This window comes from Sediminibacillus terrae (genome assembly GCF_009602435.1).
In the GTDB taxonomy this organism is placed as follows: Bacteria; Bacillota; Bacilli; order Bacillales; family Amphibacillaceae; genus Sediminibacillus; species Sediminibacillus terrae.
Genome location: NZ_VZDQ01000025.1, coordinates 154,695 through 169,119 on the forward strand (window position 1 = coordinate 154,695; position 14,425 = coordinate 169,119).

Consider the following 14,425-nt stretch of genomic DNA (forward strand, 5'->3'; position numbering starts at 1 on the left):
AAGCGTCGTTGCACCAGACATACTAAAAAGGGGTGGGAAAATGGTTGATGGATTTTTGGATTTGATGCTTGGCAATTTCCGTATGATCAGTACCTTTTATTTTCAGCACCAAACTTTGTTCAATGCACTCATAGTCGGAGCAGCGGTTTATCGGCTGTTTTTCCTAAGAACAACCCGGCTCGCAGCTAAACGCGCGGGGAAGGATAGAAAGGAGGGGGAGGATGAAAGCACTCAATCTTTACGGGGTGAAGGACATCCGCTGTGAACAATCTCCGGAACCTGTCATAGAAGATGGAAAAGAGGTCATCATAAAGGTTAAAGCAGCGGGTATTTGCGGATCAGATATCTCCCGCTATCAAAAGCTAGGTCCCTATGTAAAAGGGATGACATTCGGCCATGAATTTTCGGGAGAGGTCGTGGAAACCGGGGAAGCTGTCACCGAAATAAAAACAGGCGACAGAGTTGCTGCCTGTCCGGCGTACGCATGTGGAGAATGTGAAAGCTGTCGCCGTGGCGAACCGGCCCGCTGTGCTCAACTGTCTGTCATCGGTGCCCGCCATCCAGGAGCCTATGCAGAATTTGTGAAGCTTCCTGCCGGGCATGTCATGCGGCTTCCTGACAATGTGGACTATGACACAGCGGCTCTTGTTGAACCGGCTTCAGTCGTAGCCCACGGGTTTTACCGTACAGATGTCCGGCCCGGGGCGGAAGTAGCGGTGATGGGAGCGGGCAACATCGGCCTGTTGGCGATCCAATGGGCAAGGATATTCGGTGCCCGAAAAGTATATGCTATCGATGTCGACGATCAAAAGCTGGAAATCGCCAGGGAGTTGGGGGCCGATGTGACGGTCAATCCATTGGTCCAGCCAGCTGACGAACAAATCATGGAACAAACTGGCGGGCGAGGTGTCGATCTGGCGGTGGAATCTGCCGGATCCCCCGCAACTTCTGCCCAGGTGCTGGCATTGCCTCGGAAAGGCGGAGAAGTGGTTTTCCTCGGGATTCCCTACGCCGATGTTACACTGGAGCGGGATTATTTTGAAAAAATCGTCCGCAATGAACTGCGGGTACTCGGTTCCTGGAATGCCGTGTCTGCACCTTTTCCGGGAAAGGAATGGACGTCGGCTATCCACTATATGAGCAGCGGTGCAATCCAGGCCGAACCGATGATTTCACATCGCTTGCAGCTGGAAGAAGGGCCGGGTATGTTTCAAAAACTCGTGAACCGTGAAGAGCAAGCCGCTAAGGTGCTTTTTTACCCGGATAAGGAATAGATGCCTTCCAGGAAAAATGATTTCAAAGCTAGTGTCACCAGCCATTGCTGGATTTATCAGAATAACAATCTCCAAATTATGGACTGCTTGCCTTGATACTTCCTTGTATCAAAAAGGATGGGAAGAGGAAAAGTAACAAGGAACGACCATCTAGGGGGTGAACAGCTCATGGACAAGCAACGAGGTATGTGGATTCCGCTGATTGCCTCAGTAGGAATCGGTGCCGCAGCTTACTACAGCATGACGAAAGGACAGGGGCTGGGCAAAACAATCCAGCAGTCGATGCCAATGATGTCCGGCATCACAGGCCAGGGCGGCAATGCTCATTCACCGCAAGCCCAGAACCTTTTCTAGAAGCCCTATAGATATATGAAAGAAGCACCCTGTACAGGGTGCTTCTTTTTGCGGGGACTGACCCCCACCGTGTCAGCGCGGTGCAGTGGTAGAGTGGTGGGGGTCAGTCCCTTCGATTCTCCCCTTGTTTTAGTCGAAGTCGTTGTAATCCTCGTAATCATAGTTGAAGGGTTGCTGTCCGTATGGGTTGTAGCCTTGACCGGGAAATCCTCCTCCATATCCTGGGTAACCGCCCTGGCCAGGAAAACCGTATCCAGGAAAGCCTTGGCCGGGATATCCATGCCCGTGTCCGGGATAATTCCAGTTGGGACCGCCGTGAGGGGATCCAGGGTAATGCTGCCATGGCTGGCCGCCGTAATGTGGCTGGTACCCATGCCCGCCATAGCCGCTTCCGAAGCCTGGATAGGAATACCCTTGGTTGTAGCCGGGAAAGCTGCCTCCCCCTGCATAGCCGAATGGTGAAAACTGCCTCATTTCTTCTTCATGGAACAAACTCAATCACCTTCTTTTCTGGATTCATCATTATCTTATTGTGCCGGTGCCCAGAATGAGCTTATCCTGAAAGGAATTAGGCGTTTATCCAGGTGACGGCCAACATTTTTGCCAAGAACGGTTGTTTTTTCAGAAAAATCCGGTTATTTCCTTCTTTTCCTGCTGTTGCAGCTTGGACGCCTCTAGTCCGAATGTAGTATAGTTATTATAGGGAATATGTGTACAACCTGCACATAAAAAATTTGGAAGGAGTATGTATCTTTATGACCCAGCACGCTTTTTTGTACAACTCCAAGATTAGTAAGGTACTTAGAAATATCAACCAAGTAATCGTAGGAAAAGATGAACCCGCAACACTGAGCCTTGTCGCTTTATTGGCCGAAGGACATGTCCTTCTGGAGGACGTTCCGGGTGTGGGAAAAACCATGTTAGTCCGGACTTTGGCCAAATCACTAGATTGCGATTTTAAAAGAATACAGTTTACTCCGGATTTGCTTCCATCCGATGTGACCGGAGTTTCGATATACAATCCGAAAGAGTTGGAATTTGAATTTCGAGGCGGGCCGATTCTCGGCAACATCGTCCTGGCAGATGAAATCAACCGGACCTCTCCGAAAACACAATCTGCTTTGCTGGAAGGGATGGAAGAAAACAGCGTCACGGTCGATGGCAATACAATCGAGCTGAAACATCCTTTCTTTGTCATGGCCACCCAGAATCCGATTGAGTATGAGGGGACATACCCGCTGCCGGAAGCACAACTTGACCGGTTCCTGCTCAAGCTGAAAATGGGCTATCCAACTGCACAGGAAGAACTGCAAATGTTGGAAAAAACATCGAAAACCCATCCCATTAACGACATCGAGGCCGTGATCGACAAAGAGGAATTGGTCACGATACAACGGGAAGTCAAGGAAGTATATATGGACCAGAACGTCCAGCGCTATATCATCGATATCGTTACAGGAACAAGAGAGCATCGGGGAGCTTATTTAGGGGTCAGTCCCCGTGGGTCTATTGCCCTGATGAAAGCGGCCAAGGCATATGCTTATATTCATGACCGCGATTACGTGCTGCCGGATGATGTGAAATATTTGGCGCCGTTCGTATTGGCCCACCGGATCATTTTGACTTCGGAGGCAAAGTTTGAAGGCATAACGGCAGAAATGATCATCGAGGAGCTGCTCAGCAATGCCTCGATCCCTGTGCGAAAGGAATATAGTTGATGAAACGCTCGTTTTCCATGGGCTTTAAGTTTTTTTTCGTCTTGCTGTTATTCGGCACCTTTTTTGCCTATGCCATGTTCCAGGGGGGCTTCGTCAGCTGGTTTTTGTTTTACAGCTTTCTGCCGATCATTGTCTACATGTTCTTGTTGCTCATCTATCCAATTTCCAATTGGACGGTTAAGCGCCGTTTGTCCAAACATATTATCCAGGCTTCCGATCACCTTTCAGTCGAAGTGGAGCTGAGCCGGCGCTTCGCTTTTCCGCTTTATTACTGCATTGTCGAGGAATACTTTCCCGCAAGCCTGCAAAAAGAAGATACCAGTCGGTCGAAATTCCAGCGTATGAGCAAGACAGATGCACTGGCGAAACGTAGGGTCGTGAAACGCGTGTCCTTTCCATGGTTCAAGCGGAAATGGACCTATCGTTATACCTTGGACAACGTGCCGCGCGGGGAGCATCACCTCGGTGCCTTCCGTGTCAAAACCGGTGATTTCTTCGGGTTTATCAAAAAAGAATATGTATATCCCACTCCCAGTTATCTGCTTGCATATCCATCGGAACGCGATATTGTTTTTCGCGAAAAAGTGAACAGTTTCGAGGAAGGGGCGTCTGCTTCCTACAATGTCAATGCCAAGAACACCAACGTTGTCACAGGCGTAAGGGAATATATGCCGGGAGATCGTTTTTCCTGGATTGATTGGAAAACGACTGCCCGTAAAGACACGGTCATGACCAAGGAATTCGAGCAGGAAAAGAGTTCGAACATTATGCTGATTCTTGATGCCATTTCCTTTCCTGCTCAGGACCAAATCGCCTTCGAAGGAAGTGTCGAATTGACTGCTTCCCTGTTGAAAACGTTGAAACGGAAAGCTTCGCAAATGACGTTCATCGGGCTGGGGGAAGAGCGCGTGTTTTTCCCTTTGCAAGAAGATCCGGCAAAAAATGTATTGATTCAGAACTATCTCGCAAGGGTACAGCCTGGCGGCAATATGCCGTTTTCCAGGCTGCTTGATCAGGAAATACGCAATATCCCGCAAGGACTGATCGCCATGGTTGTAACCAATCAGCTCGACCAAGCCACTATTGAAGCAATGGAACGCCTTAAGCGCAAAAGCAAAAAAATCATCGTCTTTTTGATCAAACCTTCTGCAAAAATTACGGAGGAAGATAAAAGGATGATTCATCAATTATCTGTTGGAGGCGCATCAGTGAATGTTCTGACTGAAGAACAGCTGGTGCAGCAGAAGCTGGAGGTGAGCAGCTGATGGCATTGTTTTCGAGCAGTAAACGCCAGCTCGTTTTCCGTATGAGCATCTATCTGTGCGGTTTCTTCTTGCTTTGGGAATGGCTGCGTCCCTTGGAAACGTTGACGGATACAGGGAGCCTTTCCGCTTTTGTGCTATACACCGGATTTTGTTTTATCATATCGGTGCTGAATATGAAATGGTGGCTGTCGGTGCCGTTGAAATTGGGCGGGTTATTGTTTGTGCTGGATGGGTTGTTTATCTCGGAAACCATGTTTTCAAAAGGCTGGTTTTATTTACTATACTTGCACCTGCAATATAATTTCGAGATGATTTCCAGACAGAATTGGACGGAAATCACACCGTTGTTCCGCAGCCTGCTGTTTTTGATTTTATTATGGCTGATGAGCTATTTAATGTATTACTGGTTTGTTATTTCAAAAAGAATATTCTTGTTTGTACTGCTCACTTTTATCTACTTGACAGTGCTCGATACATTTACTGCCTATGAGGCAAACACTCCCATTGTCCGTGCCTTTATCGTGTCGCTGATTGCACTTGGTGTCTCGAATTTTTATAAAGAATTGGGCAGGGAGGCAGTGACCTTTACTGGGCTAAAACGGGTCTCCGCCTGGGTACTGCCATTGGCTGCAGTGATCGCCTTTTCAAGTCTCGTCGGCTTTGCGGCCCCTAAATTGGACCCGCAGTGGCCTGACCCGGTTCCATATTTGACCAGTACTTCACCGGATGCCGGTTTCGGAGAAGAAGGTACCGGCGGGGTGCAAAAGGTAGGTTATGGCGAGGACGATTCCCGTCTCGGAGGTTCCTTTGTCCAGGACGACTCGCTTGTCTTTCAGGCACAAGTCGAAGAAAAACATTACTGGCGGATTGAAACGAAGGATATCTACACCGGCAAGGGGTGGGAGCGATCGACGGAACCGGAATATAACCTGACCAGCGATGGATCGATAGATTTCGATACAATTGAAAGCACCGTGGAAACAGAGTCGCTTCAAGGAATCGTCACTTTTCAATCCAATGCCTTTTTCTCTAAGCTTGTTTATCCATATGGAATCAAGCAGGTGGAAGGGGAGGAAGGTGTCAACTATCTCGTCGACGATCAGTTCGGTTCGATTGCCGTAGAAGCACCGGAAGAGCAGGGAATTGTCGATCAATACCAGATTTCCTACGACAAGCCATCCTATTCGATCGATCTCTTGTCGGAGGCGGGGGACGAGGACCCGCAAGCAATTAAGGATGATTACCTTCAGCTTCCGGAAGACCTGCCAGACAGAGTCGGAAATCTTGCCGGTCAAATCGTTTCTGAAGAAGAGACGAGATATGATCAGGTAAAAGCGGTCGAACAGTATTTCAACCGCAACGGCTTCGTTTATCAGACAGAGGATGTGGCAGTGCCGGGCCGCAACCAAGACTATGTCGATCAGTTTTTATTTGAAACAAAGGCAGGTTACTGTGATAACTATTCGACGTCGATGACGGTAATGCTCCGTACACTCGGCATTCCCGCACGCTGGGTGAAAGGTTTTACAGGCGGAGAATTGGCGTCGGCTTCGGACGACAGCATCGAAGGCCTGAATAACTATAAAGTAACCAACTCGAATGCGCATTCCTGGGTTGAAGTGTACTTTCCGGAAGTAGGCTGGGTGCCATTCGAACCCACCCAAGGCTTCAGCAATCCGGTTGATTTTTACCGGGATGTCAACCAGGAGGAGGACAGCCCGGATACCGATGAAGCTGCTGAACAGGAAGAGCAGGAACGTCCCGGCAACCAACAAGAAGTGGGGGCGGATGAGGATGAGTCAGCTGCAGAGGGTGACGCCAATGTCCAGTTCACGGATGGGTGGAATTGGACAGTTGCCGTGGTTGCAGCGGTGCTGGTTGGAGCAGCCGTGATCATCTATCTTACCCGGTACCACTGGATGTCGGCCTGGGTACGCAGGAAGTTTCATCACCAGCAAACTCCGCAAGTTTACCAGGAAGCCTATCTGTTCCTGTTGAAGCTGCTGACCCATAAAGGCATGGGCCGTCAGGAAGGCCAGACTTTGAGAGAGTATGCCTTCCAGGTCGATAAGCGTTTTGAATCGCAGGATATGGTACGGCTCACACATCAGTACGAACGGATGCTTTATCGGAATGAAACAGATTCGGCCCAATGGGGGGATATTACTGAATTGTGGGAAAACTTAATTAAACGGGCATTGTCTTGACCAGCTGTCTGCAGCGCTGATAGAATAGTAACAATTCAAACGGGCCTGACTAGTCAGGACTGGAAAACAAAGGAATCAACACTTCATATATCCTCGATAATAAGGTTCGAGAGTCTCTACCGGAGCACCGTAAACGCTCTGACTATGAAGGTGGAAATCACCAGCTGTTTCAGGCTGTGCCGTATAGATTTCTGCCTTCCTCGAGACGGGAAGGCGGAAATCTATTTTTTTGCGTTTTGTATAGAGGGATTATCGGTTTCTAACGATAAAACCGGCAGCTGCTACAGGAAAATGACAGCAATCAATTTGCAGAGCTAAGGAGATGGATGGGTTGGAAAACAATGAAATGATATTGGTCCTTGATTTTGGCAGTCAGTACAATCAGTTGATCACCAGAAGAATAAGAGAATTCGGCGTATATAGTGAATTGCATTCGCATCGCTTGACGGCTGAAACAATCAAACGGATGAATCCGAAAGGGATCATCCTCTCAGGTGGACCGCACAGTGTCTACGATGAGAACAGCTTTCGTTGTGATAAAGAAATTTTTGAACTGGGAATCCCGATTCTGGGAATCTGCTATGGCATGCAGCTGATGACCCTGCACTTTGGAGGTCATGTCGAAAGAGCGAAAGAAAGAGAGTATGGAAAAGCGGACATCGATTTGTCCGGCAGTCCGATTTTGTTCAATGGCACTCCGGCCAAGCAGACGGTTTGGATGAGTCATGGCGATAAAGTGATCGAGCCGGCAGAAGGTTTCACAATCGACGCGACCAGTCATTCAACACCGGTTGCAGCCATCAGCAACACGGACAAGCAGCTGTACGGCGTTCAATTCCATCCGGAAGTAAGGAATACGGAGTATGGCAATAATTTGTTGAAACAGTTTGTTTTCGATGTCTGTCAGGCAAGCGGTGATTGGACAATGGAAAACTTCATCGATCAGGAAGTGGAAAAAATCCGTGCCAAAGTCGGAGACAAAAAAGTCCTCTGTGCACTTAGCGGCGGTGTGGATTCTTCTGTAGTGGCGGCATTGATTCATAAGGCAATCGGCGACCAGCTAACCTGTATCTTCGTAGACCACGGATTGCTGCGTAAAAATGAAGGCGACATGGTCATGGAAACATTCCGGGACGGATTCCATATGAACATCATCCGCGTCGACGCTCAGGAGCGGTTTTTAAGCAAATTGCGCGGAGTGGCAGATCCGGAGCAGAAACGGAAAATCATCGGCAATGAATTTATTTACGTCTTTGATGACGAGGCGGATAAATTGAAGGATATTGATTACCTGGCGCAAGGGACCCTGTACACCGACATAGTGGAGAGTGGAACGGAAACCGCCCAAACGATTAAATCCCACCACAATGTAGGCGGACTGCCGGAAAACATGCAGTTCGAGCTGCTCGAGCCGCTTAACACCCTGTTCAAAGACGAAGTAAGGGAACTGGGCATCGAGCTTGGTGTACCGGAAGAAATCGTCTGGCGTCAGCCTTTCCCGGGACCGGGACTTGGCATCCGGGTACTTGGTGAGATTACGGAAGAGAAGGTGGAAATCGTCCGGGAATCCGATGCAATTTTACGAGAAGAAGTGAAGCTGGCCGGACTGGAAAGAGATATTTGGCAATACTTCACTGTGCTTCCGGATATCCGGAGCGTAGGGGTCATGGGTGATGCAAGGACTTATGATTATACGATCGGCATCCGTGCGGTCACTTCGATCGATGGCATGACTTCGGACTGGGCGAGGATTCCATGGGACGTACTCGAGAAAATCTCGACCCGGATCGTCAATGAAGTCGACCATATCAATCGCGTAGTGTATGATGTGACCAGCAAGCCGCCTGCTACGATTGAGTGGGAATAAAACTGGCAAAACCCGAACGATGATTTCATTTTACAATAAAACATTCGTAAAATGTCTTGACTAACGGATAGGACGTTAGTATGATAGGAATGTAATTTTAAAATGAATATTGATTGAAACAACCGTCGTATAATTTTGGGGATATGGCCCATGAGTTTCTACCGGACTACCGTAAATGGTCTGACTACGCTGGTGATTGACAGATGATTTTTTGTCGATTCCCATACGTGTGTGTCCGGTAGCGCTCTTGGTTTAGACCAGGAGCGCTTTTTTGTTTGGATCCGCAATTATTTGTTTTAGTAAATTTGAAAAGAGTCTATTGCGATGGAATGGGGAGGAATAGAGAATGAAAAAATATTTTCGGTTTGAGGAACTTGGTACCAATTATCGGACGGAGTTCATCGCCGGGCTGACCACTTTTTTGGCGATGGCTTATATTTTGTTTGTCAATCCGGCAACGTTGGCGCTAGTGGGCGTTGAGGAACTGCCGGAAGGCGTTACGCGAATCGACCAGGGAGCCGTATTTACCGCCACCGCGCTGGCCGCAGCTGTCGGGACTCTGATTATGGGAGTGTTTGCCAAGTACCCGATCGCACTCGCGCCGGGAATGGGCTTGAATGCCTTCTTTGCATACACGGTCATCCTTGGCTATGGAATTCCGTGGGAAACAGCGTTGGCAGGCGTAATGGCGTCCGGTTTGATTTTTATCGTCTTGACATTGACAGGGTTGCGGGAAAAAATCATCAACGCGATTCCAGGCAATCTTAAAATGGCGGTTGGAGCCGGAATTGGCTTATTCATCGCTTTTATCGGCTTTCAAAATTCGGGTATCGTGATCGGTGACCCGGACACAATGGTAGCACTTGGTGATTTGACCGATCCGAATACACTTTTGGCGGTGTTTGGGGTGGTCGTGACCGTTATCCTGCTCGCATCGAATGTGAAGGGCGGCGTATTTTATGGCATGATTATCACCGCTATTGCCGGTATGGTTGTTGGATTGATCGATCCGCCATCAAGCACAGGTGATATTGTCGGGCCGGCTCCGAGTCTTGCTCCGACTTTCGGACAGGCTTTTGCCCATTTCGGTGATATCTTTACCATTCAAATGCTAGTCGTCATCCTGACGTTTTTGTTCGTCGACTTTTTTGATACGGCTGGAACACTGGTGGCTGTTGCGACCAAAGCAGGTCTTATGAAGGATAACAAATTGCCGCGTGCAGGAAAAGCATTGTTCTCGGACTCCGCTGCAACAGTCGTCGGAGCGACGCTTGGCACATCGACGACGACTTCTTATGTCGAGTCGACAACCGGCGTCAGTGCGGGAGGAAAAACAGGCTTCACTTCGGTGGTAACAGCCGCTTTCTTCTTGCTTGCACTTTTCTTCTCGCCGCTTTTGAGTATTGTGACTTCTGCAGTGACTGCGCCAGCCTTGATCATCGTCGGTGTCCTGATGTGTTCTACATTGAGAGACATTGAGTGGGGCAGCTTTGAAATTGCCGTGCCGGCGTTCCTGACGATCATCATGATGCCGCTGACCTACAGCATCGCTACCGGAATCGCCATCGGTTTTGTCTTTTACCCCATCACGATGCTGGTAAAAGGGAAAGCGAAAGAAATCAATCCGGTTATGTATCTGTTGTTTGTAATTTTCATCCTGTACTTTATTTTCTTAAGCTAATGAAAAGTGGTTGGAGGATAATATAGATTCTTAACAGAAATAATTCCACATTTTACTGATTGCGCAGTGGATAGAAACTGCGCAGTAAGCTGTTTTCTTCAGTCTCTGGAAAAGTGTAGTCCAACGCTGCGGAAATACCCTGCGCTTTCCGCGGGCGGCTGGTGAGCTTCCTCGAGCTGACGCTCTGCGGGATCTCACCGAGGCCTTTCCTCCCGCTGGAGTCTCCGGGTATTTCCTACGCTGGCGACAGTTTCCTGTTTATGAACAAGTGTACTAGCGGTTTTTTGCGATAATCAGCATACTTCTTAGCGCAGGTAGCATACGCAGACTCCAGCGGGAACAGCGCGAGCTGAAGATCCACTTGGTAAAGCGGTTTTCTTTACCAAGTTAGCTGAAGCCGTGCCCGCGGAAAGCGTAGTATGCTACCGAAGCGGGGCTTAACACTATTTTTGAATAGGCAATGGAACTTCCCCTTACATTTAATTCACAGTTTATATGAAACCGGCAAAGAAAGACCGAACGAGTTCGAATATGTAAAATTCGAATCATCGTTCGGTTTTTGCTTTGGCCGCTGTGATATTTGTCCAAACTCTTTTTTTCATTATTTTCATACCGGTGTATTAGCGCTCATATTCAATAAGCAAGGGAGAGGAATGGCTGTTACAACACAAGGGTGTTGTATTACTCGAAAACACTCCTTTCTTTCATCCATCCTGCTAATCCTCCATGTCGACAATCTCTAAACGTGTTTTCTTGTTGTCATTTTTCATCAAACGATGCAGCCGGATCACCAGTAAGCCACGTTGGTAGGAGGCGTCCACTTTTTCCCTGCGTACAGGAAAGGGTAAGTCGATTTTACGTTCGAAATGGCCGTGCAGGATCTCTTCACGGACGACTTGACCTTCCGCTTCCTTCATATCGATACTGCCCCGGATTTCCAAAGTGGCATGGTTGACGAATATATCAATGTTTTTCAAATCACTTACTCCCGGAAGGCTGGCGATACAGACAATTTCCTTTTCCTTTTGATACAAATTCACCTGTGGCAGAGTTGGTTTCAAAACACCTTCAAACTCGTTCCAGAAGCTATCGCCGAAAAAGTGATCCATATTCCGCTTCCAATCTCCCATGTTTTTAAATGGATCCACAGCATTTCCCCCTTTTTTAGTTGTTTTAGCCAATTAAAATGCGATATATTGTATGCATGAAACAAAGATGGGTGAATGCCCCGTGTTTTTCAGTAATGTTTTAGGAGGAATTTAATGCTCGATAATGCAATCATCATGGTATCCATCATTTTGATTATCAATATTGTTTATGTTTCTTTTTCCACGATTCGTATGATTCTGACCTTGAAGGGCAGAAGATATATAGCGGCGATTGTCAGCATGTTTGAGATCACCATTTATGTGTTAGGGCTGGGTTTGGTGCTCGACAACCTGGATCAAATCGAAAATATCATCGCCTATGCACTTGGTTTCGGAATCGGCGTTGTCGTCGGTTCGATGATTGAAGAGAAACTCGCATTAGGTTATATTACTGTCAATGTTATCTCATCCGATCCGGAAATCGAATTTACGAAGCAGCTGCGCGACAAAGGTTACGGTGTCACCAGCTGGTACGCCTACGGCATGGACGGCGACCGGCTCGCCATGCAAATTCTTACACCCCGTAAATACGAACTCCAGCTTTACGAAACGATTCGTTTGATCGATTCCAAAGCTTTTATCATCGCATACGAACCGAAGCAAATCTATGGCGGATTCTGGGTGAAACAAGTCAGGAGAGGACGGATCAAAAGTGGCAAAAAAGAAGAGCAAAAGCAGCAGGAAACCATCCAGCAAAACGAACAGTAAGCGAAGGTTTGAACTGTTGGAGGGTGAAACCATCGATCAGTGCCTGGACCGGATTGCCAAAGAAGGGTTTACTCCGATCAAGAGGACAGAGGAACCGATATTCGAAGAGGTCAACGAGAAAGGAGAAACCAGCTACCAGCCGGTAGATCGGACGGTTATATTTGAAGCTGTCCCAGTAAAACACGAACAATAAAATTATCTGGTTAAGAATTGTTCGATTTTTGTTGACCATTTTTATAAAGCTTGTTATCATAGATATGCATTCGCAAACAAGGGCGGACTTTGGAGCCGCATCAAGCATAATCAGCTGAATTTACCATACCTCATATAATTTTGGGAATAGGGCCCGATAGTCTCTACCCGTCACCGTAAATGACGGACTATGAGGGAGGATGTAACCCCCGCGTACTCAGTATGTGGTGGTTCTATGGATGCATATATACGGTAGACGTGTGCCCATTCATCTTCTCTCATGAAAGCGAGGAGGAGATGAATGGGCATTTTCATTTTTACATTCGCTAAAGAGCCGGCGATACATAAAAAATAAGAAATGGGGAGAGTCTGCTATGGCAAAAGTAGGGGTTATCATGGGTAGTATTTCGGACTGGGAGACGATGGAGCACACTTGCAGCATGCTGGAAGAACTGGAGATCAGCTATGAGAAACAGGTCATTTCGGCCCATCGGACGCCGGATGACATGTTCGCCTATGCGGAATCCGCGAGGGAAAAAGGCTTGCGAGTCATCATTGCCGGTGCCGGCGGTGCTGCTCATCTTCCTGGCATGGTAGCGGCAAAAACCACCCTGCCGGTCATCGGCGTTCCGGTACAGACGAAGGCGTTAGACGGTATGGACTCTCTGTTGTCTATCGTGCAAATGCCTGGCGGTGTGCCAGTCGCCACTGTGGCAATCGGCAAAGCGGGCGCTAAAAATGCCGGACTGCTTGCCGCACAAATTATCGGCACTTTTGATGAACAAACTGCCGGCAGACTGGAAGCTTTTCAAGCAGAACAACGAAAACAAGTTGCGGAAATGAGGGATCAGCTTGCAGACAAATAACGTTTTACCTGGCAGCACGATCGGAATTTTGGGAGGCGGTCAGCTGGGAAGGATGATGACGACGACAGCCAAACACATGGGATACAGGATTGCCATTCTGGATCCCACGCCAGATTGTCCGGCCGCTCAGGTGAGCGATCATCATATCGTCGCAGCCTATGACGACATGGAAGCCATCAAACAATTGGCGGAAATCAGTGACGTGGTGACGTACGAATTTGAAAACGTAGATTTAGATGCAGCGCGATATCTGGAAAAGGAAAGGGTACTGCCTCAGGGAGCCGAATTGCTGCAGGTAACTCAGGATCGGGAAACGGAAAAACGCCGTTTGGTGGACAGCGGCCTGCAGGTGCCTGTTTTTGCAATCCTTGAGGATGAACGTAAATTGGCTGAAGCTGTGGCAAAAGTTGGATTGCCCTTCGTATTGAAGACCTGCCGCGGCGGTTATGACGGCAAAGGCCAGATGATAGCAAGGACGGAAGAGGATCTGGCAGAGGCCGGGCAGTTCATCTTGGATAGCGGCCGTTGCATCCTGGAAGAATGGATTCCTTTCGAAAAAGAAATCTCGGTCGTTTTCACACGCTCGATAACAGGGGAAATCACCTTTTTTCCTGTTGCGGAAAACGAGCACAAAAACCATATTCTCCATAAAACGATAGCCCCGGCGACGGTGTCGGAGACAGTTCGTGACAAAGCGCTGGTTGCTGCACGTACTGCTGCTGAAAGTCTTTCTGTTGTGGGTACATTTGCAATCGAAATGTTCGTTGCAGGAGAGCAGGTGCTGATCAATGAAATGGCGCCGAGACCGCACAATTCGGGTCATTATACAATCGAAGCGTGCAACGTGTCGCAGTTCGAACAGCATGTCCGTGCGGTTTGCGGTTTACCGCTTGTACCGGTGTTTTTTCACGGAGCAGCGGTCATGATGAACCTGCTTGGCGATGAAATGACAGCCTGTCTTGACAACATGGACTCCTTCGCTGATGGACACCTGCATATTTATGGAAAAAAAGGTGTCAAGCCGAACCGGAAAATGGGGCACGTCACGTTTGTCGGCAGGCACTTGGAAGAATTAGTGAACAAGCTGGAAGAAGGAACAGTGATTCGTCAGTAGGATTTGACGAATACTAAACATATTAGCCAGT

14 protein-coding genes and 3 riboswitches are annotated in these 14,425 nt (G+C 48.2%); of the genes, 12 read left to right on the forward strand and 2 right to left on the reverse strand.

Annotated features, from left to right (window positions below; genetic code table 11):
• Positions 1-40 precede the first annotated feature (40 nt).
• The 3 genes from F6X55_RS20095 to F6X55_RS14155 all read left to right on the forward strand — a co-directional run bounded on the left by F6X55_RS20095 (position 41) and on the right by F6X55_RS14155 (position 1,628).
• Positions 41-265, forward strand: coding sequence for a hypothetical protein (locus F6X55_RS20095; protein ID WP_035426504.1), 225 nt, complete (start codon positions 41-43; stop codon positions 263-265).
• Positions 222-1,274, forward strand: a complete 1,053-nt coding sequence (locus tag F6X55_RS14150) for a galactitol-1-phosphate 5-dehydrogenase (protein ID WP_153464312.1) — start codon at positions 222-224, stop codon at positions 1,272-1,274. Before F6X55_RS20095 ends, F6X55_RS14150 begins: the two co-directional genes overlap by 44 nt.
• 168 nt (positions 1,275-1,442) lie before the next feature.
• Entirely contained in the window at positions 1,443-1,628 is a 186-nt protein-coding gene (locus tag F6X55_RS14155) for a hypothetical protein (RefSeq protein ID WP_026569204.1), read from the forward strand.
• A 129-nt stretch (positions 1,629-1,757) separates the two neighbouring features.
• Here the strand turns inward: F6X55_RS14155 and F6X55_RS14160 are convergent, their stop codons facing one another.
• Positions 1,758-2,120, reverse strand: a complete 363-nt coding sequence (locus F6X55_RS14160; protein WP_237648680.1) for a spore coat protein — start codon at positions 2,118-2,120, stop codon at positions 1,758-1,760.
• Between the two features lie 263 nt (positions 2,121-2,383).
• Between F6X55_RS14160 and F6X55_RS14165 the strand changes: the two genes are divergently transcribed.
• The 5 genes from F6X55_RS14165 to F6X55_RS14185 all read left to right on the forward strand — a co-directional run bounded on the left by F6X55_RS14165 (position 2,384) and on the right by F6X55_RS14185 (position 10,366).
• Positions 2,384-3,346 carry an AAA family ATPase gene (locus tag F6X55_RS14165; RefSeq protein WP_153464314.1) on the forward strand — a complete coding sequence of 321 codons (963 nt, stop codon included), beginning with the start codon at positions 2,384-2,386 and terminating at the stop codon, positions 3,344-3,346.
• Complete coding sequence (locus tag F6X55_RS14170; protein ID WP_026569205.1) at positions 3,346-4,611, forward strand: DUF58 domain-containing protein; 1,266 nt, start codon at positions 3,346-3,348, stop codon at positions 4,609-4,611. The genes F6X55_RS14165 and F6X55_RS14170 overlap by 1 nt, the downstream gene beginning before the upstream one ends.
• A complete protein-coding gene (locus tag F6X55_RS14175; protein WP_153464316.1) occupies positions 4,611-6,818 on the forward strand; it encodes a transglutaminase TgpA family protein in 2,208 nt (735 codons plus the stop codon). Before F6X55_RS14170 ends, F6X55_RS14175 begins: the two co-directional genes overlap by 1 nt.
• 63 nt (positions 6,819-6,881) lie before the next feature.
• A riboswitch (purine riboswitch) is annotated at positions 6,882-6,983 on the forward strand.
• Positions 6,984-7,140: 157 nt separating this feature from the next.
• Positions 7,141-8,685, forward strand: a complete 1,545-nt coding sequence (guaA, locus tag F6X55_RS14180; RefSeq protein ID WP_153464318.1) for a glutamine-hydrolyzing GMP synthase — start codon at positions 7,141-7,143, stop codon at positions 8,683-8,685.
• A 105-nt stretch (positions 8,686-8,790) separates the two neighbouring features.
• Positions 8,791-8,892, forward strand: a riboswitch (purine riboswitch).
• Between the two features lie 139 nt (positions 8,893-9,031).
• Positions 9,032-10,366: an NCS2 family permease gene (locus tag F6X55_RS14185; RefSeq protein WP_026569209.1), complete on the forward strand. Its 1,335-nt coding sequence runs from the start codon at positions 9,032-9,034 to the stop codon at positions 10,364-10,366.
• 716 nt (positions 10,367-11,082) lie between these two features.
• Here F6X55_RS14185 and F6X55_RS14190 read toward each other — a convergent pair.
• Positions 11,083-11,514, reverse strand: a complete 432-nt coding sequence (locus F6X55_RS14190) for an Hsp20/alpha crystallin family protein (protein ID WP_026569210.1) — start codon at positions 11,512-11,514, stop codon at positions 11,083-11,085.
• A 114-nt stretch (positions 11,515-11,628) separates the two neighbouring features.
• Between F6X55_RS14190 and F6X55_RS14195 the strand changes: the two genes are divergently transcribed.
• The 4 genes from F6X55_RS14195 to purK all read left to right on the forward strand — a co-directional run bounded on the left by F6X55_RS14195 (position 11,629) and on the right by purK (position 14,394).
• Positions 11,629-12,222, forward strand: a complete 594-nt coding sequence (locus F6X55_RS14195) for a DUF2179 domain-containing protein (RefSeq protein WP_026770831.1) — start codon at positions 11,629-11,631, stop codon at positions 12,220-12,222.
• Positions 12,167-12,415, forward strand: coding sequence for an NETI motif-containing protein (locus tag F6X55_RS14200; RefSeq protein ID WP_153464320.1), 249 nt, complete (start codon positions 12,167-12,169; stop codon positions 12,413-12,415). Before F6X55_RS14195 ends, F6X55_RS14200 begins: the two co-directional genes overlap by 56 nt.
• 110 nt (positions 12,416-12,525) lie before the next feature.
• A riboswitch (purine riboswitch) is annotated at positions 12,526-12,625 on the forward strand.
• Between the two features lie 163 nt (positions 12,626-12,788).
• Positions 12,789-13,280, forward strand: a complete 492-nt coding sequence (gene purE / locus F6X55_RS14205; RefSeq protein ID WP_026569213.1) for a 5-(carboxyamino)imidazole ribonucleotide mutase — start codon at positions 12,789-12,791, stop codon at positions 13,278-13,280.
• On the forward strand, positions 13,267-14,394 hold the full coding sequence (purK, locus tag F6X55_RS14210; RefSeq protein ID WP_153464322.1) for a 5-(carboxyamino)imidazole ribonucleotide synthase: 1,128 nt from the start codon (positions 13,267-13,269) through the stop codon (positions 14,392-14,394). Before purE ends, purK begins: the two co-directional genes overlap by 14 nt.
• Positions 14,395-14,425: the final 31 nt, after the last annotated feature.

Excerpts from the sequence above, each read along its gene's own strand:
- F6X55_RS14185 (WP_026569209.1), top strand. The coding sequence starts at position 9,032 with ATGAAAAAATATTTTCGGTTTGAGGAACTTGGTACCAATTATCGGACG.
- F6X55_RS14155 (WP_026569204.1), top strand. The coding sequence starts at position 1,443 with ATGGACAAGCAACGAGGTATGTGGATTCCGCTGATTGCCTCAGTAGGA.
- F6X55_RS14165 (WP_153464314.1), top strand. The coding sequence starts at position 2,384 with ATGACCCAGCACGCTTTTTTGTACAACTCCAAGATTAGTAAGGTACTT.
- F6X55_RS14150 (WP_153464312.1), top strand. The coding sequence starts at position 222 with ATGAAAGCACTCAATCTTTACGGGGTGAAGGACATCCGCTGTGAACAA.
- F6X55_RS20095 (WP_035426504.1), top strand. The coding sequence starts at position 41 with ATGGTTGATGGATTTTTGGATTTGATGCTTGGCAATTTCCGTATGATC.
- guaA (WP_153464318.1), top strand. The coding sequence starts at position 7,141 with ATGGATGGGTTGGAAAACAATGAAATGATATTGGTCCTTGATTTTGGC.
- F6X55_RS14170 (WP_026569205.1), top strand. The coding sequence starts at position 3,346 with ATGAAACGCTCGTTTTCCATGGGCTTTAAGTTTTTTTTCGTCTTGCTG.
- F6X55_RS14175 (WP_153464316.1), top strand. The coding sequence starts at position 4,611 with ATGGCATTGTTTTCGAGCAGTAAACGCCAGCTCGTTTTCCGTATGAGC.
- purE (WP_026569213.1), top strand. The coding sequence starts at position 12,789 with ATGGCAAAAGTAGGGGTTATCATGGGTAGTATTTCGGACTGGGAGACG.
- F6X55_RS14195 (WP_026770831.1), top strand. The coding sequence starts at position 11,629 with ATGCTCGATAATGCAATCATCATGGTATCCATCATTTTGATTATCAAT.